This is a genomic window from Duganella margarita, assembly GCF_009857535.1.
Lineage (GTDB): Bacteria > Pseudomonadota > Gammaproteobacteria > Burkholderiales > Burkholderiaceae_D > Rugamonas > Rugamonas margarita.
In genome coordinates this window covers 342,137-365,721 of the sequence record NZ_WWCS01000003.1, presented here as the reverse complement: position 1 = coordinate 365,721, position 23,585 = coordinate 342,137, and the positions used below count along the sequence as shown (strand labels likewise).

22 protein-coding genes are annotated in these 23,585 nt (G+C 62.4%); 2 read left to right on the top strand and 20 right to left on the bottom strand.

Translation table 11 applies throughout. From position 1 onward, the window contains the following. Position 1 precedes the first annotated feature (1 nt). From GTP55_RS06485 to ndk, 19 genes are all read right to left on the bottom strand, one after another. Positions 2–2,851 carry a TonB-dependent receptor gene (locus GTP55_RS06485; RefSeq protein ID WP_161044117.1) on the bottom strand — a complete coding sequence of 950 codons (2,850 nt, stop codon included), beginning with the start codon at positions 2,849–2,851 and terminating at the stop codon, positions 2–4. Between the two features lie 61 nt (positions 2,852–2,912). After that, on the bottom strand, positions 2,913–3,926 hold the full coding sequence (locus tag GTP55_RS06480; protein WP_161044116.1) for a LacI family DNA-binding transcriptional regulator: 1,014 nt from the start codon (positions 3,924–3,926) through the stop codon (positions 2,913–2,915). 136 nt (positions 3,927–4,062) lie between these two features. Then, positions 4,063–4,659 (bottom strand): MarC family protein, encoded by a 597-nt coding sequence (locus GTP55_RS06475; RefSeq protein WP_161044115.1) that lies wholly within the window; start codon positions 4,657–4,659, stop codon positions 4,063–4,065. 48 nt (positions 4,660–4,707) lie between these two features. Beyond that, complete coding sequence (locus GTP55_RS06470) at positions 4,708–5,253, bottom strand: phosphoribosyltransferase (protein WP_110849059.1); 546 nt, start codon at positions 5,251–5,253, stop codon at positions 4,708–4,710. 12 nt (positions 5,254–5,265) lie between these two features. Next, positions 5,266–6,576 carry an adenylosuccinate synthase gene (locus GTP55_RS06465; protein WP_161044114.1) on the bottom strand — a complete coding sequence of 437 codons (1,311 nt, stop codon included), beginning with the start codon at positions 6,574–6,576 and terminating at the stop codon, positions 5,266–5,268. A 4-nt stretch (positions 6,577–6,580) separates the two neighbouring features. Continuing rightward, positions 6,581–7,741, bottom strand: a complete 1,161-nt coding sequence (locus tag GTP55_RS06460) for an ATP phosphoribosyltransferase regulatory subunit (RefSeq protein ID WP_161044113.1) — start codon at positions 7,739–7,741, stop codon at positions 6,581–6,583. 199 nt (positions 7,742–7,940) lie between these two features. Then, entirely contained in the window at positions 7,941–8,849 is a 909-nt protein-coding gene (gene hflC / locus GTP55_RS06455; RefSeq protein ID WP_161044112.1) for a protease modulator HflC, read from the bottom strand. Then, a complete protein-coding gene (hflK, locus tag GTP55_RS06450) occupies positions 8,849–10,156 on the bottom strand; it encodes an FtsH protease activity modulator HflK (protein WP_229257767.1) in 1,308 nt (435 codons plus the stop codon). The genes hflC and hflK overlap by 1 nt, the downstream gene beginning before the upstream one ends. Before the next feature lie 17 nt (positions 10,157–10,173). Then, positions 10,174–11,343 (bottom strand): GTPase HflX, encoded by a 1,170-nt coding sequence (gene hflX, locus GTP55_RS06445; RefSeq protein ID WP_161044110.1) that lies wholly within the window; start codon positions 11,341–11,343, stop codon positions 10,174–10,176. Between the two features lie 42 nt (positions 11,344–11,385). Beyond that, a complete protein-coding gene (gene hfq / locus GTP55_RS06440) occupies positions 11,386–11,622 on the bottom strand; it encodes an RNA chaperone Hfq (RefSeq protein ID WP_072780809.1) in 237 nt (78 codons plus the stop codon). Positions 11,623–11,907: 285 nt separating this feature from the next. Further along, complete coding sequence (gene der, locus GTP55_RS06435; RefSeq protein ID WP_110849065.1) at positions 11,908–13,254, bottom strand: ribosome biogenesis GTPase Der; 1,347 nt, start codon at positions 13,252–13,254, stop codon at positions 11,908–11,910. Positions 13,255–13,258: 4 nt separating this feature from the next. Further along, on the bottom strand, positions 13,259–14,398 hold the full coding sequence (bamB, locus tag GTP55_RS06430) for an outer membrane protein assembly factor BamB (protein ID WP_161044109.1): 1,140 nt from the start codon (positions 14,396–14,398) through the stop codon (positions 13,259–13,261). Positions 14,399–14,492: 94 nt separating this feature from the next. Continuing rightward, positions 14,493–15,143, bottom strand: coding sequence for a tetratricopeptide repeat protein (locus GTP55_RS06425; RefSeq protein ID WP_161044108.1), 651 nt, complete (start codon positions 15,141–15,143; stop codon positions 14,493–14,495). A gap of 34 nt (positions 15,144–15,177) precedes the next feature. Next, positions 15,178–16,530 carry a histidine--tRNA ligase gene (hisS, locus tag GTP55_RS06420; RefSeq protein ID WP_161044107.1) on the bottom strand — a complete coding sequence of 451 codons (1,353 nt, stop codon included), beginning with the start codon at positions 16,528–16,530 and terminating at the stop codon, positions 15,178–15,180. Between the two features lie 64 nt (positions 16,531–16,594). Then, on the bottom strand, positions 16,595–17,857 hold the full coding sequence (ispG, locus tag GTP55_RS06415; RefSeq protein WP_161044106.1) for a flavodoxin-dependent (E)-4-hydroxy-3-methylbut-2-enyl-diphosphate synthase: 1,263 nt from the start codon (positions 17,855–17,857) through the stop codon (positions 16,595–16,597). 16 nt (positions 17,858–17,873) lie between these two features. Further along, positions 17,874–18,857: a helix-turn-helix domain-containing protein gene (locus tag GTP55_RS06410; protein WP_161044105.1), complete on the bottom strand. Its 984-nt coding sequence runs from the start codon at positions 18,855–18,857 to the stop codon at positions 17,874–17,876. Positions 18,858–18,870: 13 nt separating this feature from the next. Continuing rightward, positions 18,871–19,692, bottom strand: a complete 822-nt coding sequence (pilW, locus tag GTP55_RS06405; protein WP_161044104.1) for a type IV pilus biogenesis/stability protein PilW — start codon at positions 19,690–19,692, stop codon at positions 18,871–18,873. Then, a complete protein-coding gene (gene rlmN / locus GTP55_RS06400) occupies positions 19,692–20,864 on the bottom strand; it encodes a dual-specificity RNA methyltransferase RlmN (RefSeq protein ID WP_503826663.1) in 1,173 nt (390 codons plus the stop codon). Before rlmN ends, pilW begins: the two co-directional genes overlap by 1 nt. A gap of 80 nt (positions 20,865–20,944) precedes the next feature. After that, positions 20,945–21,352 carry a nucleoside-diphosphate kinase gene (gene ndk / locus GTP55_RS06395; RefSeq protein ID WP_019920462.1) on the bottom strand — a complete coding sequence of 136 codons (408 nt, stop codon included), beginning with the start codon at positions 21,350–21,352 and terminating at the stop codon, positions 20,945–20,947. 273 nt (positions 21,353–21,625) lie between these two features. Here ndk and GTP55_RS06390 point away from each other — a divergent pair, with 273 nt between their 5' ends. Together GTP55_RS06390 and GTP55_RS06385 are read left to right on the top strand one after the other, a co-directional pair. After that, entirely contained in the window at positions 21,626–22,306 is a 681-nt protein-coding gene (locus GTP55_RS06390) for a Bax inhibitor-1/YccA family protein (RefSeq protein ID WP_161044102.1), read from the top strand. Between the two features lie 69 nt (positions 22,307–22,375). Continuing rightward, complete coding sequence (locus GTP55_RS06385; protein ID WP_161044101.1) at positions 22,376–23,245, top strand: endonuclease/exonuclease/phosphatase family protein; 870 nt, start codon at positions 22,376–22,378, stop codon at positions 23,243–23,245. Here the strand turns inward: GTP55_RS06385 and GTP55_RS06380 are convergent. After that, positions 23,228–23,554, bottom strand: a complete 327-nt coding sequence (locus GTP55_RS06380) for a HigA family addiction module antitoxin (protein ID WP_161044100.1) — start codon at positions 23,552–23,554, stop codon at positions 23,228–23,230. The two genes, GTP55_RS06385 and GTP55_RS06380, sit on opposite strands and share 18 nt — an antisense overlap. Positions 23,555–23,585: the final 31 nt, after the last annotated feature.

Below are 23,585 nucleotides of genomic sequence, written 5' to 3'. Positions count from 1 at the left end.
CTCAGAAAGCATAACGGGCGCTGAATTTCACGGTGCGCATCGGACCGCCGATGGAGTTTGGCGTGCCAAGGTTTTTATTGTCACCGCCAAGGCGGTTCTGCGGATTGCCCGGTCCACCGCCCCAGCCATCGTAGCCGCCGTAATTGATGCTGTTGAACAGGTTAAGCACGTCCGCGCGCAGCGACACACGGCCGAAGCGGAACGCCACCTCCTTCGACAAGCCCACGTCCACCTGATGGAAGGCGCTGCCCTCGCCCTTGGCGGACACGCACTGGTTAAAGCCGGTCGAGCAATCGGTGATGCGGTACGGCAGGCCGGAGCCCAGCGTCAGCTTCCCGGACATCATCAGCCCCCATGGCAGCCAGCCATCCGACACGCCGGCCACCACCAGCCGGTGGCGCTCGACATCGGTCGAAGGATTCCAAGCGTACGGGTAGCGACCGTAGGTCCAGTTGAAGATATTGTTGGTCCATTCCTTGTTGGTGGTCTCGCCGCGGCTGTAGGTATAGGTCGCGCCCAGGCTCCACGTCGAGGCTTTGCTGTAAGGCTTATCCATTTTCAGGTAGACCGAGTCGGTCTTGGCCTGGCTGATGAAGTCACCCAGCACCAGCGTCGAATAACCCGGCACGGAGCCGAACAGCGGATCGATCGGGCTTTGCGTGCCCCAGCCGCCCTGCGGGTCGCGGTTGCCGCCGAACCAGTTGAACTGGTTATGGCTGCGCGAGTTGGTGTAGCCCGCCTCGCCGTTCCAGATGCCCAGCGCCTGGCGCAGGCCGAAGCTGTACTGGTCGGTGTAAGCCATCTTGTGGTCGTTCTTGATCATCCAGATTTCGCCCCCGGCCTGCGCATTTTTCTGTGCCTCGTCCAGCGCGTGGTTGGCGATGGTGCGGTCGTACGCCCGGCCCCAGCCTGCAAACAGCACCGAGGCGCGGTCACCATTGATGTCGTACGAAAGTCCGAGCCGTGGCGCCCAGGCGTTCTTGAACGGCTTGCGGCTGTTGCCGGTGCTGATGTAGTCGTTGATGTTGACGCCGCCCTTGGCCAGCGACTGCGCATACGTCTGCCCTGCCGGCGCGCCGTCGCGCGGATCCTGCTTGTTGAAGATGGCCACGCGGTCGGCCGGCGTGACATAGCTGTCGTTCAGCATATTGTCTTCGTAGTCGTAGCGCAGGCCGAGGTTCAGCAGCAGCTTGTTGTTGACCTGCCAGTCGTCCTGGAAGTAGATGCCGTACTGGTTGTTGTCGAAGTCAACGCCCGAGGCGGGAATCGCGCCATCGGTGCGGATGATGCTCGCCAGGCCGGTGACGGTATCGATCCGTTCATACAGCTGGTCCACCGCGCGCGCAGTGCCGGACAGGTCGTAGCTGATATGCTTGACCTTGAAGCCGCCCTTCATGGTGTGGCCCTTGAACCCGGTGTAGGTCAGATCGTCCTGCACGGTTTCGCCGCGCTGCTCGCGGAACTGGTTGTTGGGCGAGCCGCCGGTGATGATCACGTCCACCACGTTGTTGTCGCTGTTGCTGGGCGAGACCTGGTAGCGGATATACGGCGTGGCCGCCGTCGAATGCGGATTCCACGTGTACTTCTCGTAGCCCAGCCGCGCTTCGTTGAGGAAGCCGTTGCCGGTCCATTCGTGTTTGAAGTCGAAGCGGTCTTCGTCGTTGCTGCGGCTGAGGGTATTCTCGGCCACGCTCAGTTTCGCGTCTTCCGGGATCTGGTCGGTCTCGCGGCGGATGCGCGCGGTGGCCTCCACGCGCTGGTCGTCGCCGATCTGCGCGTCGATCTTCAGCAGGAACAGGTTTTCCTTGAAGGTGGACACGGTGGCGCCCTGCTGCGCCAGCAGCGACGGCACGATGCCGGCGTTGGGCAGCAAATCGGTGCGCTGCAAAATCACCTGGCGCGGGCTGTCGATCTTCTTGCCTTCGTAGGCGAAGAAGTAATGCGCCACGTCTTTCTTGATTGGCCCGCCCAGCGTCATGCCGTATTGGTCCTGCGAGGATGCCGGCCGCGCCACGCCCTGCGCTTCGGCGGTCTTCTGGAACGGATCGAGCGCGGTCAGGTTGGTGCCGGTGTGGTCCCAGAAGGCGTCGCCATGCAGCTCGTTGCCGCCCGACTTGGTGACGGCGGTGATGGCGGCGCTGGACACCTGGTCAAACTCGGCCTTGTAGTTCTGCGAGATGACCTTGTACTCGGCCACCGCCGACTGCGGGAACGGATTGCCGCGGCTCGAATCGATGCCGGACACGCCGCCGCGCAGGATATTGTTCTTCTGGCTGACGCCATCGATGAAGACGTTGACGTTGTCCTGGTTCTGCGACCCGCTTTGCAGCTTGACGTTGCCGCTCTGGTCAACGTCGAAGCGCACGCCCGGCGCCAGGTCGGCGAACGACAGGAAGTTGCGCGTGACCTGCGGCAGCTTCTCGATCTGCTGGCGCGACACCGAGGTACCGACCTCGGAGCCGGCGACGTCGCGCCGCGTGGCCGAACCGGTGATCACCACCTGCGTCATGCCGTCATGCAGTTGCAGGTCGACCTGGCTGGTCTGGCCGACGCTGACGGTGACCAGTTCCGATTGCTGGTCGCCGACCTTGATCTGGTAAGTGCCCGGCGCCACGCCGGTCAGCACATAGCTGCCATCGGCGCGCGTGACTGCGTTGTAGGCGTAGCCGTTGGCCTGGTTGACCGCCGTCACCGGGGTGCCGGCGGCGGCCGCGCTGCCGCGCGTGACCTGGCCCTGGATGGTGGCGCTGCTCAATTGCGCGCTGGCGTAAGGGGCGGCCAGCAAGGCGGCGGCCAGCGCGGCCGCCATGACGGATAGGCGGAGTGCGGGAATGCGGTGTGTCGTTTTCATGGGTGTCTCCTGATTTTTTTGTATGTATCTAGGTCATGAAGCTGTGGTGTGACAGGACTGCTTAAGGTGAACTGGACTCTCCCGTCGAGGCGCGCAGCACCAGTTCGGCGGCCAGCGTTGCCATGCTGGCCTCACTGCGTCCGGTATGGCCGATGGCGGCCAGCAGGCGCTCCAGCGACTGCAAGCCCAGATCGGCGATCGGCACGCGCACCGTGGTCAGCGCCGGGCTGACATACCGTGCGATCGGAATATCATCGAAGCCGGCCAGCGCCATGTCGCGCGGCACCTGCAGGCCGCCCTGGGTCAGCGTCAACAGCGCGCCGATGGCCATCATGTCGTTGGCGGCGAACAGCGCGCGGGGACGCTGGCCGGCCGGCATGGCCAGCAGCGCGCGGCCGACCGCTTCGCCGGACTGCTCGGAGAAGTCGCCGTCGAACACGCGCGGCTGCGCGGCCGGTGCCAGCGACGCCAGCGCCGCGTGGTAGCCGCGCAGGCGTTCCTGCGCTTCGTAGTTGCCGGCCGGGCCGGCGAGAAAGGCGATGTCCTGGTAGCCGCAGGCCACCAGGTGCGCCACCATGGCGTGGGCAGCGCTGTAGTTGTCGACCGAGAGCGAAGGATAGTGGGCGCCGCCGCTGGCGGTGTTCATCAGCACGATCGGCAGTTCGTCCGGCAGGTTGTCGGACAGGAAGGCCGCATCGACGTGCGGCGACATTACCAGCAGGCCGTCGACGCGGCCGCGCATGGCGCGCAACGCCAGCGCCGCTTCGTCGGCATCGCCGTGCAGGCTGGAGACCATCAGGTGCAGGCCGTGGCGGCGCGCGGCGCCGTCGATGCCGCGGATCATCTCGGAGAAGAATTCGCCGTACAGGTCCGGCAGTAATACACCGATGGTGTTGGTGGTGCTGGTGGTCAGGCTGCGCGCGCCAACGTGCGGCATGTAGCGCATGCGCTTGACCACGTCCAGCACGTGCTTGCGGGTGTCGTCGGTGATGCTGGCGTGGCCGTTGAGCGCGCGCGACACCGACGCCACCGACACGCCGGCCGCTTGTGCTACATCCTTGATGGTTACCGCCATGCTGCGCCCTTTTGAAAATGTAACCGATTACATTGTGGTCGAAAAATAAAACCGGTCATTTCAATCATAAATGTAACCGGTTACATCACCTTAAAATAAAGTGTACTCGCATTTTCATGCGAGCACCAAAGCTTTTTTATAACGTTTTCACAAATTCGCGGATGCCGCTCAACAGCATTTCGACCGACATTGCCGTCAAGATCAGGCCCATCAGGCGCTCGAAGGCGGTCATCACCTGCGGACCGAGGACTTTCTGCAGCTTCTCGGCACTGAGGAACACCAGCAGCCACACCACCCCCACCGCCGCCAGCGCCGCCACGTGCACCAGCACCTCGCCGGTGCTCTCGCGCGAGAACAGCAGCACCGTGGCCAGCGCCGACGGTCCGGCCAGCGCCGGGATCGCCAGCGGCACGATGAACGGCTCGGCGCCGTCGGTGCGGCCCAGTACCCCATCCGGATGCGGGAAGATCATGCGGATCGAGATCAGCAGCAGGATCACGGCGCCACCGATGCGCAGCGCCACTTCCGACAGGTGCAGCGCTGCGAGGAAGTGGCGGCCGAAGAACATGAAGATCAGCAGCAGCACGAAGGCGATGCCGCATTCGCGGATGACGATGCGCGGCCGGCGCGCCACCGGCACCGGATTGAGCACGCTGGCAAACAGCGGCACATTGCCGAACGGGTCGGTCACCAGCACCAGCAGGATGAAGGTCTGGAAGAAGTCTTGAGTCATAAACTCTCTTGAAGAAAAAAGGGAGCCGCAGCTCCCTTGTTACACGGCTTAAGCGGCCGTTTCGCCTTTCTTGATCCACGCCGCCAGCTGGTGCGGGCGCAGGCCGTCGTAGTCCTCGAACGGCTGGTGGATCCATGGGTTGTGCGGCAGTTCTTCCATCTGGTAGTCCGGACGGAAGGCCGAGCTGCCCTTGGTCCAGATCACCGCCGACTTGACTTCGGTCACGCCGTCGAAGTTGTCCTTCAGGTGCTGCATGACCTTGGTCAGCGTCACGCCGGAGTCGGCCAGGTCGTCGACCAGCAGGATCTTGCCGGACAGCGGGCCCTTGGTCATCGTCATGTACTTGGCGATGTCCAGGTCGCCCTGGGTGGTGCCCTTGTCTTCGCGGTACGAGCTGGTCGACAGGATCGCCAGGGGCACGTCGAAGATGCGCGAGAACACGTCGCCCGGACGCACGCCGCCGCGCGCCAGGCACAGCACCATGTCGAACTTCCAGCCCGATTCATGCACCTTGAGCGCCAGGCGCTCGATCAGGCGGTGGTATTCGTCCCAGGAGACCCAGAGGTGTTTTTCGTTGGTTTGTGGAGTGGTCATAAGATTCCTTGATTAAGCGAACGGATGACGCAGCACGATCGTTTCCTCACGATCCGGACCGGTCGATACCATGTCGACCGGCACGCCGACCAACTCTTCGATACGCTTGATGTAGTTACGGGCGGCCACCGGCAGCGCGTCCATCGACTTGGCGCCGACGGTTGTGTCGGTCCAGCCCGGCATTTCTTCGTACACCGGCACGCACAGCGCGGCTTCTTCGGCGCCCGACGGGAAGATGTCGGTGGCCACGCCATTGATGGTGTAGCCGGTGCACAGCTTCAGCGTTTCCAGACCGTCCAGCACGTCCAGCTTGGTGATGCACATGCCGGTCACGCCGTTGATCTGGACCGAGCGGCGCAGCAGCGCAGCGTCGAACCAGCCGCAACGACGGGCACGGCCGGTCACGGTGCCGAACTCGTGGCCCACTTGCGCCAGGTGGTGGCCCACGCCGGCGTCGGTTGGCAGTTCCGACGGGAACGGACCGGAACCCACGCGGGTGGTGTAGGCCTTGGTGATGCCCATGACGTAGTGCAGCATGCTCGGGCCGACGCCGGCGCCGGCGGCGGCATTGCCGGCCACGCAGTTCGACGAGGTCACGAACGGATAGGTGCCGTGGTCGACGTCCAGCAGCGAGCCCTGGGCGCCTTCGAACAGCAGGCTGGCGCCGGCCTTGTGCGCTTTGTACAGCGCGCTCGAGACGTCGGTCACCATTGGACGCAGGCGCGGCACGTAGGCCAGCGCGTCGTCCAGGGTCTTCTGGTAGTCGACCTTCGGTGCTTTCAGATAGTTTTCCAGCACGAAGTTATGGTAGTCCAGATTGGCTTCCAGTTTTTCGGCGAAACGTTTTTCGTTCAGCAGGTCGGCGATACGGATGGCGCGGCGCGCCACTTTGTCTTCGTACGCAGGGCCGATGCCCTTGCCGGTGGTGCCGATCTTGGCGTCGCCGCGGGCGGCTTCACGGGCGTGATCCAGCGCAGCGTGGTACGGCAGGATGACCGGCGCTGCGTCCGACACTTTCAGGCGCGAGGCGACTTCCACGCCGACCGCTTCCAGCTTGTCGATTTCGCGCAGCACGTCCGGCACCGACACCACCACACCGTTACCGATGTAGCAGGCCACGCCCGGGCGCATGATGCCCGACGGGATCAGTTGCAGCGCAGTCTTGACGCCGCCGATGACCAGCGTGTGGCCGGCGTTGTGACCGCCCTGGAAGCGCACCACGCCTTGCGCGTGATCCGTCAGCCAGTCGACGATTTTGCCTTTACCTTCATCGCCCCATTGGGTACCGATGACGACGACGTTTTTTGCGTTTTTGTTTGACATCACATTAACCTAAGTTTTTAAGAATCCAGTTACTACCATGCTCTTCGAGGACCAGCGCGCGATCGCACTCGAACTCGTCCAGTTCGTGGCTGTGACCCGGCATACTCTGGATCACCACTTCGCCGGACTTGCGCAGCTCGGCGATTTTTTCCTTCAATTCCGGCGCATTGCCCCACGGCGCGCGGATCGAATGCTTGCGCTCCGCAGTAGGCAACAGGCGCGCCAGTTCGCGCAGGTCGAGCGAGAAGCCGGTGGCGGGACGTGCCCGGCCGAAGGCCTCGCCTACGTGATCGTATCGGCCGCCGCGCGCCACCGCGTTCGGCAAGCCGGGGACATACAGCGCGAACATCGCGCCGCTTTCGTATTGGTAGCCGCGCAGGTCGGCCAGGTCGATGGCAACCTGGGCCCGGCCCAGCGCCGACGCCGCCAGCGCGGCCAGTTCGGCCAGCGCCTTGGCGATGCCCGGCAGGTCCGGCAGCACCTCGCGCGCCTTCGCCAGCACGTCGACGTCGCCATACAGCGACGGCAGCGCCAGCAAGGCGTCGCGCACCTGCGGCGCGTAATCCCGGGTCAGCGCCTGAAGGTCCGGCACGTCCTTGGCGCGCAGCGCGGCATACAGTTTCGCCTGGTCGCGCTGGGCTGCCGGGCAATTGTCCAGCAGCGCGCGCAGCACGCCGACGTGCATCAGATCGAGCCGCACTTCGGTGAAACCGGCCAGGGCCAGCGAGGCCAGCGCCAGTTCCTGGATTTCCGCGTCGGCTTCCAGGCCGGCGTGGCCGTACATCTCGCAGCCGATCTGCAGCGGTTCGCGGGTGGCGTGCAGGCCCGACGGACGGGTATGCAACACACTGCCGGCGTAGCACAGGCGCGTGACCGACGTACGGTTCAGCAGGTGAGCGTCGATGCGCGCCACTTGCGTGGTCATGTCTGGACGCAGGCCCAGCATGCGGCCCGACAGCTGGTCGACCAGCTTGAAGGTACGCAGGTCGGTGTCTTCACCGGCGCCGGTCAGCAGCGATTCCAGGTACTCCAGCAACGGCGGCATGACCAGCTCGTAGCCGTACAGGCGGAAATTATCCAGCATCAGGCGACGCAACTCTTCAATCTTGCGAGCTTCCGACGGCAAAACGTCGGCGATATTCTCAGGCAGCAGCCAATTCGGCATGGGACTATTTATTTAAGAAATGAACAATGCGGCACGCAGGCCGAGGCCACCAAACTGGACGGCCGAACCTGATATTTTACGCGAAAATGCGTTGAATGAGGGGAAAAAGTCGCCAACACGTCGCTCCCGCGCAGGCGGGAGCCCATACAACGCCGAACCAGGCGGCTCGGCATGGATTCCCGCTTGCGCGGGAATGACGTTATTTCTTGGCTGGAGCAGCAGCGCCGCCGGCGCCAGAGCCCTTGAAGTATTTGAAGAAGTCCGAGCTGGAATCCATCACCATCACGTCGCCATGGTTCTTGAAGGTGGTGCGGTAGGCTTCCAGGCTGCGATAGAACTTGTAGAACTCAGGGTTCTTGCCGAATGCGTCGGCATAGATGGCCGACGCCTTGGCATCGCCCTCACCCTTGGTTTCTTCCGCTTCCCGATACGCTTCCGCCAGGATCACCGAACGCTGGCGATCGGCATCGGCGCGGATCTTCTCGGATTCCGCCGCGCCGGTCGAGCGCAGCTCGTTGGCCACGCGCATGCGCTCGGCCTTCATGCGTTCGTACACCGAGTTATTGATCTGCTCAACATACTCCACGCGTTTCAGGCGCACGTCGATGATCTCGACGCCGATCTGGGCGGCTTCCTGCACCACCTTGGCGCGGATACCTTCCATCACCTTGCCGCGCTGGCCGGAAATCACTTCCGCCACCGTGCGCTTGGTGATTTCTTCATTCAGCGCCGCCTTGATGATCTGCGACATACGGTCACGCGCGCGGCTTTCTTCGCCGCCGAAGGTCACGTAGTACAGCTTGGGCTGGGCTTCGCCGCGGCCGATACGCCATTTGACGAAGCTGTCCACCAGGATGTTCATCTTCTCGGCGGTGATGAAACGCTCGGCATCCGGCGATTCGATCGTCATGATGCGGTTATCCAGGAACACCACGTTCTGGAACGGCGGCGGCAGTTTGAAGTGCAGGCCCGGCTCGCGGATCACTTCCTTGATCTGGCCCAGTGCGAACACGATCGCATATTTGCGCTGGTCGACCACGAACACGGTCGACGACAGCAGCATCAGCGCGATGAACGCCAGGACAACGGTACTAGCTATGCGATTCATTAACGGCTCTCCCGGTCACGTAAGGACTCGCGCGTGCGCGGATCGCGCAGGCGGTTGACTTCCACCGACGGTATCAGGTCGGATGGCAGCGTGGCGCTGGTGGCTGGCGAGCCGCCGGCCGCTTGCGCCGCAGCGGCGCGCGCGGCGGTGGCTTGCGCATCGGTGGCTGCGGCCTGGGCGATCAGCTTGTCCAGCGGCAGATAGAGCAGGTTGCTGCCGTTTTTCGCATCGACCATCACCTTGGAGGCGCTGGAGAAGATCTGCTGCATGGTGTCCAGGTACATGCGGTCACGCGTCACGCCCGGCGCTTTCTGGTACTCGACCAGCACCTGCTTGAAGCGCGAAGCATTACCGGTGGCGTTTTCCACCACCATCGAACGATAGCCCTCGGCTTCCTGCAGCAGGCGCGACGCAGCGCCGCGCGCGGTAGGAATTACCTGGTTGGCGTAAGCCTGGCCTTCATTCTTCTGGCGCTCGCGGTCCTGCCCTGCTTTCACCGCATCGTCGAAGGCAATCTGCACCTGCTCCGGCGGCTGCACCGCTTGCAGCGTCACGCTGGAGACCAGCACGCCGGAAGCGTAGCGGTCGAGGATCTGCTGCATCAGCTGCTGGGTTTCGAAGGCCACTTTGTCGCGGCCTTCGTACAGCACGAAGTCCATCTTGTTCTTGCCGACGATTTCGCGGATCGACGTTTCGGCGACCTGGCGCACGGTGTCTTCCTCGTCGCGGTTGTTCATCAGCCACGCGACCGGATCTTTCAGCTTGAACTGCACGGCGAACTGGATGTCGATGATGTTTTCGTCATCGGTCAGCATCAGCGATTCGCGCGCCTGCTTGTTCTTGATATTGCCACGGTAGCCAATTTCCACCATGCGCATCTGCGACACCTTCACCGTTTCGTCGCTCTGGAACGGGTATGGCCAGCGCCAGTTGAAACCGGAGCCGGTGGTGTGGCTGACTTTGCCGAAGGTGTAGACCACGCCGGTCTGGCCTTCCTGCACGATGAACGAACCGCTGGCGAGCCAGATCAGCGCCACCACCGCGCCGATGGCGCCGGCCGTGGCGCGGATGCCGCCGGCGAGGTCGGGACGATTGCCGCCGCCGTCACCGCCGCCGTTGTTGTCGTTGTTATTGTTGGGCGGACGCTTCTGGCCGAACAGGTTGTTCAGCTTCTGATTGAAGTCGCGCCACAGCTGCTCCATATCCGGCGGACCTTCACCGGGCTTCTTGCCTTCATTGGCCTGCGGCTTGTTGTCCTTCCCCCAGCGAGGGTCGTTCAGCGACAGCTTCAAGCCGAGTCGTTTCATAAGTGAGGAGACACGCATTAGTGTGATCCAACGTCAGTGAGGGTGGGACTGCTCTCTACTTCTTCTAATTCTTCTTGTGTGTCTTCGGTGTCGTATGGCTGCTGCAGGCGCGCGTTCGGCGCGGCCTTGGCCCATTCGGTGATGGCGCCACGCAGCAAGTCCAGTCCTTCGCCAGTGCGGGCACTGAGGAAGACGCGAGAAATCTTATCATATTCATCTCGCTCAACCGATGGTTCGAGGTCGGCCGCGTCGATCTTGTTCCACACCAGAATCTGCGGAATATGATCGGCGCCGATTTCCTTGAGCACCAGGTTGACCTGCTCGATCTGCTCCATGCGCACCGGCGACGCGGCATCCACCACGTGCAGCAGCAGATCGGCATGGATGGTCTCTTCCAGCGTGGCGCGGAATGCCGCCACCAGCTGGTGCGGCAGCTCGCGCACGAAACCCACCGTATCGGACAGCACCACGTTGCCGACTTCCTCGCCCATGTAGACGCGACGCGAGGTCGTGTCCAGCGTGGCGAACAACTGGTCGGCCGCATACACGCCGGCCTTGGTCACCGCGTTGAACAGGGTGGATTTGCCAGCATTGGTGTAGCCCACCAGCGAAATCGAGAACGTCTGGGTACGGTTGCGCGAACGGCGCTGGGTCTCGTGCTGCTTGCGCAGCTTGGCCAGGCGCGCGCGCAAAGCCTTGACCCGCTCGCCGATCAGCCGGCGGTCGGTTTCCAGCTGCGTTTCGCCGGGACCGCGCAAGCCGATACCGCCCTTCTGGCGCTCAAGGTGAGTCCAGCCGCGGATGAGTCGGGTCGCAAGGTGCTGTAGCTGTGCCAGCTCAACTTGCAGCTTGCCCTCGTGGCTCTTCGCGCGCTGCGCGAAAATATCGAGGATCAAACTGGTCCGGTCCAGCACCCGGATGTTCAGGCGCTTTTCCAGGTTACGTTGCTGCGCCGGCGACAGCGCGTGGTTGAAGATGACGATTTCGATGCGGTCGGCCAGCACGGCCTGGCCGATTTCGTCGGCCTTGCCGCTGCCGACGAAATAAGCCGCGTCCGGCGCGGAGCGCTTGGCCGTGATCACCGCCACCGGTTCCGCCCCCGCTGAACGCGCCAGCAGGTTGAGTTCCTCGACGCTGGCGGCAAAGTCGCCCTGGCCGAAATCGATACCGACTAAAGCTGCGCGCATACGACGGTCACGCTAGGTGGAGAGAAGCGATGCTGCAAATGCTTATTCCGCTTCGTTTTCAATATTGAGGTTGACGGCGCGCGCCGGCACCACGGTGGAGATGGCGTGTTTGTACACCATCTGGGTCACGGTGTTACGCAGCAGTACGACGTACTGGTCGAACGATTCGATGTGGCCTTGCAGCTTGATGCCGTTGACCAGATAGATCGAAACAGGAACGTGTTCCTTGCGCAAGGCGTTCAGGAATGGGTCTTGTAACAGTTGCCCTTTATTGCTCATAACAGCTCCATTTTATGTTGTTGTGTTGGAAGTGGAGGCGAAACGCTTGATTTCAAGGTCGTGGCCCAGCGAAAAGTCTTTAAAAGTCAAACTATTTTCGCTGAAACACCGCTCGCCACGTCAAAAGTGGTGCTTCTAAGCCACTGTACCTTGTTTTGGTTTTTTTTGCAGGCTGTTCCTGCAAAAAACAGCGAAAAAAATTGCCGGTCATTCTCGCAAAAGCGGGAATCCATGAACGCTGGACTTTCTACTTGCGCACGGATTCCCGCCTGCGCGGGAACGACATTATTTTCCGGAAGTTTTTGCGAACGGGTTCTTGCCCGTACGCAGTTCAATCCGCAACGGCGTACCGACCAGATTGAACGTCTCGCGGAAATGCTTCTCCAGATAACGCTTGTACGGATCGCTGATGGCGTCGAGCGCATTGCCGTGGATAACGATCACCGGCGGATTCATGCCGCCCTGGTGCGCATAGCGCATCTTCGGACGGATCGAGCCCTTGCGCTTCGGCTCCTGCTTCTCCACCGCCTCGATCAGCGCGCGGGTCAGCTTCGGCGTCGACAGGTCGGCGAACGCTGCGGCGTACGCCTGGTCCAGCGACTTCATCAGTGGACCGATGCCCTGCGCCTTCAGCGCCGAGATGAAGTGCATCTTGGCAAAGCCGAGAAAGTCCAGTTTGCGGTCGATGTCGATCTTGATCTCGTCGCGTTCGTCGGTGCGCAGGCCGTCCCACTTGTTGACGGCGATGACCAGCGCGCGGCCGGTCTCCAGCACGAAGCCGGCGATGTGCGCATCCTGCTCGGAGATGTCCTGCTGCGCGTCGAGCATCAGCACCACCACGTTGGCTTCCGAGATCGATTGCAGCGTCTTCACCACCGAGAATTTTTCGATGGCTTCGAAGACTTTGCCGCGGCGGCGGATACCGGCGGTGTCGATCAGCGTGTACTGCTTGCCGTCGCGCTCAAACGGAATCTCGATCGAGTCGCGGGTGGTGCCCGGCATGTCGAAAGCGATGACGCGCTCTTCACCCACCAGGGTGTTGATCAGCGTCGACTTGCCGACGTTGGGACGGCCCACCAGCGCGATCTTGATGCCGCGATCGGTCGGTTCCAGCTCTTCCGGATCTTCCGGACGTTTTTCAAACGCCGTATCCAGCGCCAGATCGACCAGATCGTGCACGCCGTCGCCGTGTGCCGACGAAATGACAGCCGGTTCGCCCAGTCCCAGTTCGTAGAAGTCCGCCACCACTGCGTTGTAGCGCATGCCCTCCGCCTTGTTCACGACCAGCAGCACCGGACGGCCGCTCTTACGCAGGAAGTCGGTGATGGTCTTGTCGTGCGGGGTCAAGCCCTGGCGGCCGTCGACCAGGAAGATGACAACGTCCGCTTCGGCCACGGCCTGCTTGGTTTGCTTGGCCATCTGGTGGAGGATGCCTTCCTTGGCCACCGGCTCAAAGCCGCCGGTGTCGATTACGAGGAAGGGACGTTCGCCGACACGGCCCTCGCCATAGTGACGATCGCGCGTCAACCCAGGCAAGTCCGCCACCAGCGCATCGCGCGAGCGGGTCAGACGATTGAACAAGGTCGATTTCCCTACATTGGGTCGACCCACTAGTGCGATTACCGGCTTCATTTTATTACTCGACCGCGAGTGCGGTCACTGTCCCTGATTGGGTTTGGAAAATCAAATTCGTGCCAGCGATGACGGGGTCAGCCTGGATAGGGCTGCCGTCGGTCGCCACACGACCAATAAATGCGCCATCTTCCCGTGACAGGAAGTGGATGTAACCCTGGTAGTCGCCAACTGCCACTGCGCGGCCGTACGACACGGGGGTCGACAGCGCGCGGAAGGTCAGTTTGTCGTTCTTCCAGGCGTTCGCGCCGTTTTCGCGGCTGAACGCGGACACGGCGCCCTTGTCATCCGAAACGAAAACGAAACGCTGGTCGACCGCCACGCCCTTGTCGGACGATGCGGCCTTGCTCCACTTCGGCGCGCCGGTGGCGACGTCGAAGCAGGCTACGCGGCCCTGGTAGGAAACCGCGCAGATGTCTTTCTCATAGATCACCGGCGTGCCGGCGATGTCGGTCACGCGTTCCAGCTCGGTGGCGCCGCGCGGTTCGCCGACCACCACCTCAAAGCGCTGCTGGCCTGCCGCCAGCGCCAGCGCCAGCAGCTTGCCGCCCGGCTGGGCGATGTAGGCGTTCGGCGCGGCGATCACCATGCCCGGCGCATTGCGCAGGGTCAGGGCCGGCGTGGTGCGGGTCACGTTCCATTTCTTGTCGCCGGTCTTGGCATCGAAGCCGGTGATGACGTTGTCGACGCTGCGCACCACCACCAGGCCACCGCCGGCTTCCGGCGACGACAGCACTTCGCTGGTGGCTTGCGCCTTCCACAGCTGCTTGCCGTTGGTGTCGTAGGCCAGGATTTGACCCTTGACGCCGCCGACCACCACCACGTCGCCGTCGCTGCCCACACCGGCCGTCAGGTCGGTGCCGGTCTTGATGCGCCAGATTTCCTTGCCGGTGGCGGCGTTCAGGCGTACCAGCGCACCGCCCGCATCGGCCACGTAGACGCTGTCACCCACTACCGCCGGCGTGAAGACTGCGTTGCCGGCTTTGCCGACCGAGTACTTCCACACCGTCTTCGGCGACAGCGTCGGGTTTTTCAACTCCACCAGCGGCGCCGGCTGGTTCTTGGCATCTTTGGATCCGAACAAGGAACAACCGGCCAACATCGCAAACACGCTTGCTGCAACTACTTTTTCGGTAATACGCATAATTTATAAACCTTGATCGTTAGAGCCGTCGCTCCCGCGCATGCGGGAGTCTATACTCAGCATGGATTCCCGCTTGCGCGGGAACGACCTGCCGTTAAGCTGCGCCTTTTTCAGCCGGCACGGAGCCGCCGATTGCTTCCAGTTTCAGCTGGATCAGCTGACGGCCCGGGTTCTTCTTGTCGGCGTCCAGCGCGGCCTGATAGGCGGCGCGGGCTTCGACCAGCTTGTTCTGCGCGGCCAGTACATCGCCCTTGCGGTCCGCCACGGCGCCGGCGAATTGCGCCGGCACGTCGCCGGACAGCACTTTCAGCGCTTCATCGTAGGCTTTTTCATCCAGCAGCACGCCGGCCAGACGGATCTTGGCAACCGCGCGGAATTCGTCGGCGCCGTGATCGGCCGCCCACTGCAACTGGGCCTTGGCCGATTTCAGATCATTGGCGTCAAACGCGCTCTTGGCGGCGACCAGTGCGGCCATTGGCGCATAGGTGGTGCTGCCAAATTTGCTTTCCATGTCGCCGGCGGCGCGCAGCACCTTGGCGTTGTCCTTGGCTTCCACCGCCGATTGCAGCTCGGCGTACAGCGCCGAGGCCTGGCCGGACTGGTTACGCTCGTAGTATTTCCAGCCGGTCCAGCCGGAGTACGCCGCCAGCGCCGCGATCACTACCCAGGTCGTGGCGTTGCCGTATTTGTCCCACCAAGCTTTGAGGGACGCGATTTGTTCTTGTTCTTCAAGATCGTATGCCATGGTATTCGTCTGCCGTATCGTTGGTTTGGTTGAATTAGTGGTTGCAGTGTTCGTCGTGCACGTGGTGGTGATGGTCGCCGCTGTCGGTGATCTGGTCCACCACAAAGTCGACCACGTTCTCGAACGGCACCGTGGTTTGCTGCTGGTCGCCTTCCGCCGCGCGCATCGCCTTGACGGCGGCGGTGTTGTTGGCCACTTCATCGTCGCCGATGATGACGGCAAACGATGCGCCGCTGCCGTCGGCCTTCTTCATCTGCGACTTGAAGCTGCCAGGACCGGCTGCGGTGGAACCGTGCATGATCACGTCCAGGCCCGCATCGCGCAGGCGCTCGCCCAGCACGAAGGCTTGCAGCTGCGCCGCCTCACCCTGATGCACCAGATAGACGTCGCACTGGTTAGGCGCGTCCGGCTCGCCGGCTTCCTTCATCAGTTCGAGCAGGCGTTCGATGCCCATGGCGAAACCGACGGCAGGCGTCGGCTTGCCGCCGAAGGATGCGATCAGCGGATCGTAACGACCGCCTGCGCACACGGTGCCCTGCGAACCCAGTGCGTCGGTGACCCACTCGAACACGGTGCGGTTGTAGTAATCCAGGCCGCGCACCAGGCGCGTATTGATCACGTACTGCACGTTGGCGTGGTCGAGAATCTTGCGCACGCCGTTGAAGTGGGCCAGCGATTCTTCGCCCAGGTAGTCCATCAGCTTCGGCGCGGCGTTGACCATGTCCTGCATCGCCGGATTCTTGGTGTCCAGGATGCGCAGCGGGTTGCTGTGCAGGCGGCGCTTGGCTTCGGCGTCGAGGATGTCTTCGTGTTTTTCCAGGTAGGCGATCAGGTCGACGCGATGGCGCGCGCGCTCTTCGGCGTCGCCGATCGAATTGATCTCCAGGCGAATTTCCGGCAGACCCAGGTCATCCCACAGGCGGCGGCACATGATGATCATTTCCGCGTCCACGTCCGGACCGGAGAAGCCCACGGCTTCGCAACCGAACTGGTAGAACTGGCGATAGCGGCCGCGCTGCGGACGCTCATGGCGGAACATCGGGCCGGTGTACCACAGGCGCTTCGGGCCTTCGTAGACCAGATTATGCTCGATCACCGCGCGCACCGCGCCGGCCGTGCCTTCAGGACGCAGCGTCAGCTGGTCGCCGTTCATCGAGTCTTCGAAGGAGTACATTTCCTTCTCGACGATGTCGGTGACGGCGCCGATGGCGCGTTTGAACAGCGCGGTGTCTTCCACGATCGGCGTGCGGATCTGCTGGAAGCCATAGCTCTGCACCACCGACTGCGCGGTGTTCTCGAACAGCTGCCACAGATGCGAATCGGTCGGCAGGATGTCGTTCATGCCTTTAACGGCGACGATTTTTTCAGATTTCTTATTCTCGGACATTAGCTTCTTTCACTCGTCGTCATTCCCGCGCCAGCGGGAATCCATACTCAGCATGGGTTCCCGCTTACGCGGGAACGACGGGTTGGTAGTTCTTCTTCACGTAATTCAGTACGATTTCCTGGAATTCCTCGACGATGCGTTCACCGCGCAGCGTGGCGAATTTGGCGCCATCGACAAACACCGGCGCCGCCGGCGATTCGCCGGTGCCCGGCAAACTGATGCCGATATTGGCGTGCTTCGATTCGCCCGGACCGTTGACGATGCAGCCCATCACGGCCACGTTCATCGCCTCCACGCCCGGATAGGTCTTTTTCCATTCCGGCATCTGGTCGCGCAGGAAGGTCTGGATGTTATCCGCCAGCTCCTGGAAGGTGGTCGAGGTGGTGCGGCCGCAGCCCGGGCACGCGATTACCATCGGCGTGAATTTGCGCAGGCCCATGGTTTGCAGAATCTCCTGCCCCACGACGACTTCCCTGGTGCGGTCGCCGCCCGGTTCCGGCGTCAGCGAAATGCGGATGGTGTCGCCGATGCCCTCTTGCAGCAGCACCGACAGCGCGGCCGTCGACGCGACGATGCCCTTGCTGCCCATGCCCGCTTCGGTCAGACCCAGATGCAGCGGATAGTCGCAGCGCTTGCCCAGTTCGCGGTACACGGCGATCAGGTCCTGCACGCCCGAGACCTTGCACGACAGGATGATCTTGTCGCGGCCCAGACCCAGTTCTTCGGCGCGCACGGCGTTCTCGATGGCCGAGGTAATCAGCGCTTCGTACATCACCTGCTGCGCGGTCCACGGATTCTCGCGGCCGGCGTTTTCGTCCATGATGCGCGCCAGCAGCGCCTGATCCAGGCTGCCCCAGTTGACGCCGATGCGCACCGGCTTGTCGTAGCGCGCGGCCACTTCGATCATCTGCGCAAACTGCGTGTCGCGCTTGGCGCCCTTGCCGACGTTGCCCGGATTGATGCGGTACTTCGACAGCGCCTTGGCGCATTCCGGATAATCGTTCAGCAGCGTGTGGCCGTTGTAGTGGAAGTCGCCGACCAGCGGCACGTCGACGTCCATCTTGTCCAGCTGTTCGCGAATGTACGGCACCGCTTCGGCGGCCTCCGGACGGTCCACGGTCAGGCGCACCAGTTCCGAGCCGGCACGCGCCAGGTCGCGGATCTGGATTGCGGTCTCGATGGCGTTGGCGGTGTCGGTGTTGGTCATCGACTGCACCACCACCGGCGCGTCGCCGCCTACCCAGATCTTGCGCTCGCCGTGCGAGATCAACACGCGGCGGCTGGCGCGGCGGTCGAGTGGTCCCGATGGAATAGCAGTTTGCGTCATGTTCTTAACTCTGTTCTTACTTGATGTTCACGCGTGAGATCGTCCCGCCCGGGATGGTCGGCAATGCCAGCGGCGTGCCGCCCAGCGTCGCTTCCACCGCACCTGGTTTGCCGACGATCAGCAGGGCCGGATCCTTGATGTCAAACGTCTCGGTGCTGCCGGCTTTGACCAGGCGTGCAATCAGCGACGTCGTGCCTGGACGGCGGATCTCCACCCACGAATCTTCTTTCACTTTCAGTACCAGTTCGTGACCGGCGCCGGCGGCCGGCGCGGCCGGTGCTGGCGTCGGCGTTGGCGCAACCGCCACTGGCGCTGGCGCCGGCGCCGCAACCGGCGGCGACACCGCTGCCGGCGCTTCCGCCGCTGGCGCTGGCGCAGCCGCCTGTTCGCCTTGCGGCGGCACGGAAATCAGCGGCACATTGGTCGACTGCACTGGCGAGGCTTCCTCGCCCGGCTTGACCAGCGTGGTCTCGATCGGCGCCGAGGCGTCGACCGGCTTGGTTTCTTCCGCAGGGGCTTCCTTGCGCTGGAACAGCGAGGCCGGAATCAGGCCGCTCTGGTAAGCATAAGCGCCGGCGGCGCCTACCACCACCACTACCGCCAGTCCCACCAGCCAACCGGCCGGCGCCGACGAACGTCCGGTCATCGACGGGAAGCGCGACTCCGAGAACGAGGCCGACAAATCCTTGCGCGGCACCACCACCTCGGGAGCAGGAGGCGCGGTGGCGTCGATCATCGCGACCAGCGGCGCCGCGTCCATCTTCAATACCTTGGCGTAGGCGCGCACAAAACCGCGCGTGACCGCCATGTTGGGCAGCGCGGCGTAATCGCCGGCTTCCAATGCCTTCACCTGGCGCACCGCCAGCTTCAGTTGATCCGCAATCTGTTCGACCGTCCAGCCCATGGACTCGCGCTGGGACGCCAGTAGCGCGCCTGGCGTCGCCTTGCCGGTACTGGTGCTGCCCTGCTCTTGCGGCGGTTCTGCCCACTCAGAATTCATTGGTACCCCTGTTTCACTCATCAAACGCCCCACGTTGATAAGCAGCATACTCGGTCGAGCCGGAGTGGTGACGGCGCAATTGCGTCGCCCAGCCAGCCTCCGCATCCGAATCGCCCAGTTTATGCTGCACCTTAATCGCGAGCCACAGCACATCGGCCGTGAGACTCTCCATCTTTGCCACCTTGTTCAAACGGGTGATGAAGAAATTGGCGCGCACATAATCGCCTTTTTCAAAATACACCCGCGCCAGATTGGCGTTGGTGGCCGGCAGGTCAGGCGTCAACTGCAAGGCTTGCAGCAGATAACGCTCCGCGCTGGCGTAATCCTTGATCTTCAATGCGCACGAGCCGGCGTTGTTCGCGGCGCTGGCCGGCGAACGGTACGAGCGGCTGGCCAGCGCCGCATCAAACAGCGGCAGCGCTTCCTTTACGCGGCCTTCCTGACACAGGAAGGAGCCGTAATTGTTGGCCAGGTCCGGGCTGGCCGGCGCCAGTTTGCGGGCGCGCACGAAGTTGTCTTCGGCCAGCGCGCGTTCGCCCATCTGCTGGTAGATCAGGCCGCGCATGCCGTAACCGTCGGCGTAGGCCGGATCGGCCGCCAGCGCCAGCTTGACTTCGTCCAGCGCCACCGGATACTGGCCCTGCTCGAAGTAGCCGATCGCCAGCTGCATGCGGATGTCGACCTTGCGCTGCAACGCCGTCTGGTCCGAGGCGGTGGTCAGCTCTGCCTTGCCGCTATTGCCGTTCTGCGTGCCTGGCGAGGCGCAACCGGCCAGCGTCCCTGCCGCGCACAGGGCGACGAGACTGAGCCGGCTCCGCTGCGCCAGGAAGGTCATCAGGAATGGATCTCCACGATCTTGCCGAAGTTGGCGCCGAATTTTTGCTGGTACTCGGCCATTTTTTCCATCCGTTGCTGGACCTTGGTGCGGTCCTGCACTTCGCCGGCCAGCTGGCCGCAGGCGGCGTCGATATCGTCGCCGCGCGTCTTGCGGATGGTGGTGACGATGCCGGCATCCAGCAGCACCTGCGCGAAGGCGCTGATGCGCGGGTTCTTTGAGCGCAGCAGACCCGATTCCGGGAAGGGATTAAATGGAATCAGGTTGAATTTGCAGTTGACGCCGAACTCGGGGTGCTGCACCAGCGCCACCAGCTCGCGCGCGTGCTCGTCGCTGTCGTTGACGCCGTCGAGCATGCAATACTCGAAGGTGATGAAGTCGCGCGGCGCAAACTCGATGTAGCGCTTGCAGGCGGCCATCAGCTCCTTCAGCGGGTATTTCTTGTTCAGCGGGATCAGGCCGTTGCGCAGCTCATCGTTGGAGGCGTGCAGCGAGACGGCCAGCGCCACCGGCACTTCCTGCGACAGCTTGTCGATCATCGGCACCACGCCCGAGGTGGACAGGGTCACGCGGCGGCGCGACAGGCCGTAGGCGTTATCGTCCAGCATCAGCTTGAGCGCGGTGGCGGTCGGATCGAAGTTCAGCAGCGGCTCGCCCATGCCCATCATCACCACGTTGGTGATCTGGCGCTCGCCTTTCGGGCCGGGCTCGATGCCTTTGGTGCGGCGCAGTTCGAATTCCGCCATCCACAGCTGGCCGATGATCTCGCCCACGCTCAGGTTGCGGCTGAAGCCCTGCTTGCCGGTCGAGCAGAAACGGCAGTTGACGGCGCAGCCAGCCTGGGTGGAGATACACAGCGTGCCGCGGTTTTCTTCCGGGATGTACACGGTTTCGACCGCGTTGCCACTGCCGACGTCGACCAGCCACTTGCGGGTGCCGTCGGTCGAGGTATGGTCGCTGATGATGGCCGGCGCCGCGATGTGGGCGCGGGTTTTCAGTTTGTCGCGCAGCGACTTGGCCAGATCCGTCATGCTGTCGAAATCCGACGCGCCGAATTGGTGGATCCAGCGCTGCAGCTGCTTGGCGCGGAACGGCTTCTCCCCCAACTCGGCGCAATAAGCGATAAGCTGCGCGGGATCGAAGTCCAGCAAGTTGGTCAGAGGTGCGTTCACGGGCGTGTTCATTTAAGGTTCAAAACAGTACAAAAAAGATACCGCTTCCGCGCGAGGCGCGGAAGCAGAATTACATCAAATTACTTACCGAAGAAGTAAGCGATTTCAACTTGGGCAGCTTCAACAGCGTCCGAGCCGTGAACGGCGTTGGCGTCGATCGAGTCAGCGAAATCAGCACGGATGGTGCCTTTGTCAGCCTTCTTAGGATCGGTTGCGCCCATCAGTTCGCGGTTTTTCAGGACGGCGTTTTCGCCTTCCAGTGCCTGGATCATGACTGGACCCGAAACCATGAAGTCCACCAGATCTTTGAAGAAGCCGCGCTCTTTGTGCGCAGCGTAGAAACCTTCAGCCTCTTCACGCGACAGCTGCTTCATTTGCGCAGCGACGATCTTCAGGCCAGCGTTCTCGAAGCGGCTGTAGATTTGGCCGATCACGTTTTTTGCAACTGCGTCTGGTTTGATGATCGACAGGGTGCGTTCGATTGCCATTTGAAAAACTCCAATAAAAAGAAAGGTTTAAAACGAAATTGATAATCCAATCAACCTTTGATTTTACCATAGAACACCCCATATGCCGAAACATGGACGTAGATAAGCTTGCAATACGGCTACTATTTGCCCGTTTTTGGTGCTGGGAAACGGCCATGAAGACAGATTAAGCCCGATTTAAGTGCAATTCTGGCAGGTTTTAAGGATTTCCCGACCCTGACGTGCTATGCTTTTATCAAAGCGGTAAACTTTCATCCTTTAATGGAGGGCACTATGAACAACATGCAAAACACCTACGACCTGGCGGGAAGCCGTCGCCTGGTGCAGCACAACGTGCTGCGCAATACCTACTGGCTGCTGGCCCTGTCGATGGTGCCAACCATCTTTGGCGCGGTCATCGGCGTGTCCCTGCACCTGCCGCTGGGCGGCGGCCTGATGGCGCTGGCGTTCCTGGCGGTCGCCTTCGGCTTCATCTGGGGGATTGAAAAGAACAAGGATTCCGGCGTCGGCGTCGCCCTGCTGCTGGGCTTCACCTTCTTCATGGGCCTGTGGCTGACCCCACTGCTGTCGCGCATCCTGGGCTACTCGAACGGCGGCTTCCTGATCGCCACCGCATTTGGCGGTACGGCGGCGGTGTTTGCCACGCTGGCGTCGATCGCCACGGTGTCGAAGCGCGACTTCTCGGGCATGGGCACGTGGCTGTTCGCCGGCGTGGTGATCCTGATTCTGGCGTCGCTGGCCAACATCTTCCTGCACATCCCGGCACTGGCAATCGTGATCTCGGTGGTGGCCATTGCGATCTTCTCGGCCTACATCCTGTATGACGTGCAGCAGATCGTCAACGGCGGCGAGACCAACTACATCCGCGCCACGCTGAGTATCTACCTGGACGTGTACAACATCTTCGCCAACCTGCTGTCGCTGCTGGGCATCTTCGGCGGCAACCGCAACTAAGCGTTAAGCATTCCCAGAAAGCCGGCCTCGCGCCGGCTTTTTTATCGCCCTTTTTTTGACAGGAGTTCCATGCGCCGCTTCGTCCTGCTCCTGCTTCTGCTGCTCACCCCATTCGCTTTCGCCCAGGTCGACTTCAACGTCGCCACCTACAACCTCCGCTACGACAATCCGAAAGACGGCAAAAATGTCTGGCCGGACCGCCGCGATGCCATGCGGGCGCTGGTGCGTTACCACGGCTTCGACCTGTGGGGCACGCAGGAGGGACTGGAAAACCAGTTGGCCGACCTCGATACCCTGAACGAATATGCGCGCGTCGGCGTCGGCCGCGACGACGGCAAGCAGGCCGGCGAGCACTCGGCCATTTTTTACCGGCGCGAGCGTTTTGCACTGGAGGACCATGGTGATTTCTGGCTCAGCGCCACGCCCGACAAACCCTCCATGGGCTGGGACGCCCGTTGCTGCAAACGCCTCGTGACCTGGGCAAAGTTGCGCGACAAGCCGAGCGGCCAGGTGTTTGTGGTGTTGAATGCGCATTTCGACCACGAAGGCGTGGTGGCGCGGCGCGAATCGGCCCGCCTGCTGGTGGAGCGCAGCCGCACGCTGGCAGGCAAAATGCCGCTGATCGTGCTGGGTGATTTCAATAGCACACCGGACAGCGAGGTTGTGGCCACCATCAGCGCCGCCCTGCGCGACGCCAGGGCCATCAGCCAGACGCCCGCCTACGGACCGCTGGAGACATTCAACGACTTCGATATCAGCAAGCCGGCGCAGGAGCGCATCGACTACGTCTTTCTCAGCCAGCAGTGGCAGGTGCTGCGCTACGCGGTGCTAACCGATTCGATGGAAGCGCGCTATCCGTCCGACCACTTCCCCGTCGTAACGCGCCTGCGGCTACCTATCTTAATCCCTGGACTCAACGCATCAGGCGCCACTGACTAAAAACTCACTCCGCTGCGCCCAGGGCGTGATCTCGTTTAGTTCGGCCCGCAGTTGGCGCTCGGCGACCTCAATATCGTGCGCGACTTGCGCGCGTAGCCAGTAGCCGTTAGATAGGCCAAGATAACGGCAAAGCCGCAGGTCAGTATCCGCGCTCACTGTGCGCCGTCCGGCCACGATTTCATTGATACGCGTGGGTGGTACACCGATATCCATTGCCAGGCGATATCTGCTAATACCCATGGGCTTAATAAACTCCTCCAGCAGAAGCTCTCCCGCAGTCACTGGCTTTAACAATTTGCGCTTTGGCATGTGATCGCTCCTTCCTTTAATGGTAGTCGGC

Excerpts from the sequence above, each read along its gene's own strand:
- GTP55_RS06485 (WP_161044117.1), bottom strand. The coding sequence starts at position 2,851 with ATGAAAACGACACACCGCATTCCCGCACTCCGCCTATCCGTCATGGCG.
- GTP55_RS06480 (WP_161044116.1), bottom strand. The coding sequence starts at position 3,926 with ATGGCGGTAACCATCAAGGATGTAGCACAAGCGGCCGGCGTGTCGGTG.
- GTP55_RS06475 (WP_161044115.1), bottom strand. The coding sequence starts at position 4,659 with ATGACTCAAGACTTCTTCCAGACCTTCATCCTGCTGGTGCTGGTGACC.
- GTP55_RS06470 (WP_110849059.1), bottom strand. The coding sequence starts at position 5,253 with ATGACCACTCCACAAACCAACGAAAAACACCTCTGGGTCTCCTGGGAC.
- GTP55_RS06465 (WP_161044114.1), bottom strand. The coding sequence starts at position 6,576 with ATGTCAAACAAAAACGCAAAAAACGTCGTCGTCATCGGTACCCAATGG.
- GTP55_RS06460 (WP_161044113.1), bottom strand. The coding sequence starts at position 7,741 with ATGCCGAATTGGCTGCTGCCTGAGAATATCGCCGACGTTTTGCCGTCG.
- hflC (WP_161044112.1), bottom strand. The coding sequence starts at position 8,849 with ATGAATCGCATAGCTAGTACCGTTGTCCTGGCGTTCATCGCGCTGATG.
- hflK (WP_229257767.1), bottom strand. The coding sequence starts at position 10,156 with ATGAAACGACTCGGCTTGAAGCTGTCGCTGAACGACCCTCGCTGGGGG.
- hflX (WP_161044110.1), bottom strand. The coding sequence starts at position 11,343 with ATGCGCGCAGCTTTAGTCGGTATCGATTTCGGCCAGGGCGACTTTGCC.
- hfq (WP_072780809.1), bottom strand. The coding sequence starts at position 11,622 with ATGAGCAATAAAGGGCAACTGTTACAAGACCCATTCCTGAACGCCTTG.
- der (WP_110849065.1), bottom strand. The coding sequence starts at position 13,254 with ATGAAGCCGGTAATCGCACTAGTGGGTCGACCCAATGTAGGGAAATCG.
- bamB (WP_161044109.1), bottom strand. The coding sequence starts at position 14,398 with ATGCGTATTACCGAAAAAGTAGTTGCAGCAAGCGTGTTTGCGATGTTG.
- GTP55_RS06425 (WP_161044108.1), bottom strand. The coding sequence starts at position 15,143 with ATGGCATACGATCTTGAAGAACAAGAACAAATCGCGTCCCTCAAAGCT.
- hisS (WP_161044107.1), bottom strand. The coding sequence starts at position 16,530 with ATGTCCGAGAATAAGAAATCTGAAAAAATCGTCGCCGTTAAAGGCATG.
- ispG (WP_161044106.1), bottom strand. The coding sequence starts at position 17,857 with ATGACGCAAACTGCTATTCCATCGGGACCACTCGACCGCCGCGCCAGC.
- GTP55_RS06410 (WP_161044105.1), bottom strand. The coding sequence starts at position 18,857 with ATGAATTCTGAGTGGGCAGAACCGCCGCAAGAGCAGGGCAGCACCAGT.
- pilW (WP_161044104.1), bottom strand. The coding sequence starts at position 19,692 with ATGACCTTCCTGGCGCAGCGGAGCCGGCTCAGTCTCGTCGCCCTGTGC.
- ndk (WP_019920462.1), bottom strand. The coding sequence starts at position 21,352 with ATGGCAATCGAACGCACCCTGTCGATCATCAAACCAGACGCAGTTGCA.
- GTP55_RS06390 (WP_161044102.1), top strand. The coding sequence starts at position 21,626 with ATGAACAACATGCAAAACACCTACGACCTGGCGGGAAGCCGTCGCCTG.
- GTP55_RS06385 (WP_161044101.1), top strand. The coding sequence starts at position 22,376 with ATGCGCCGCTTCGTCCTGCTCCTGCTTCTGCTGCTCACCCCATTCGCT.
- GTP55_RS06380 (WP_161044100.1), bottom strand. The coding sequence starts at position 23,554 with ATGCCAAAGCGCAAATTGTTAAAGCCAGTGACTGCGGGAGAGCTTCTG.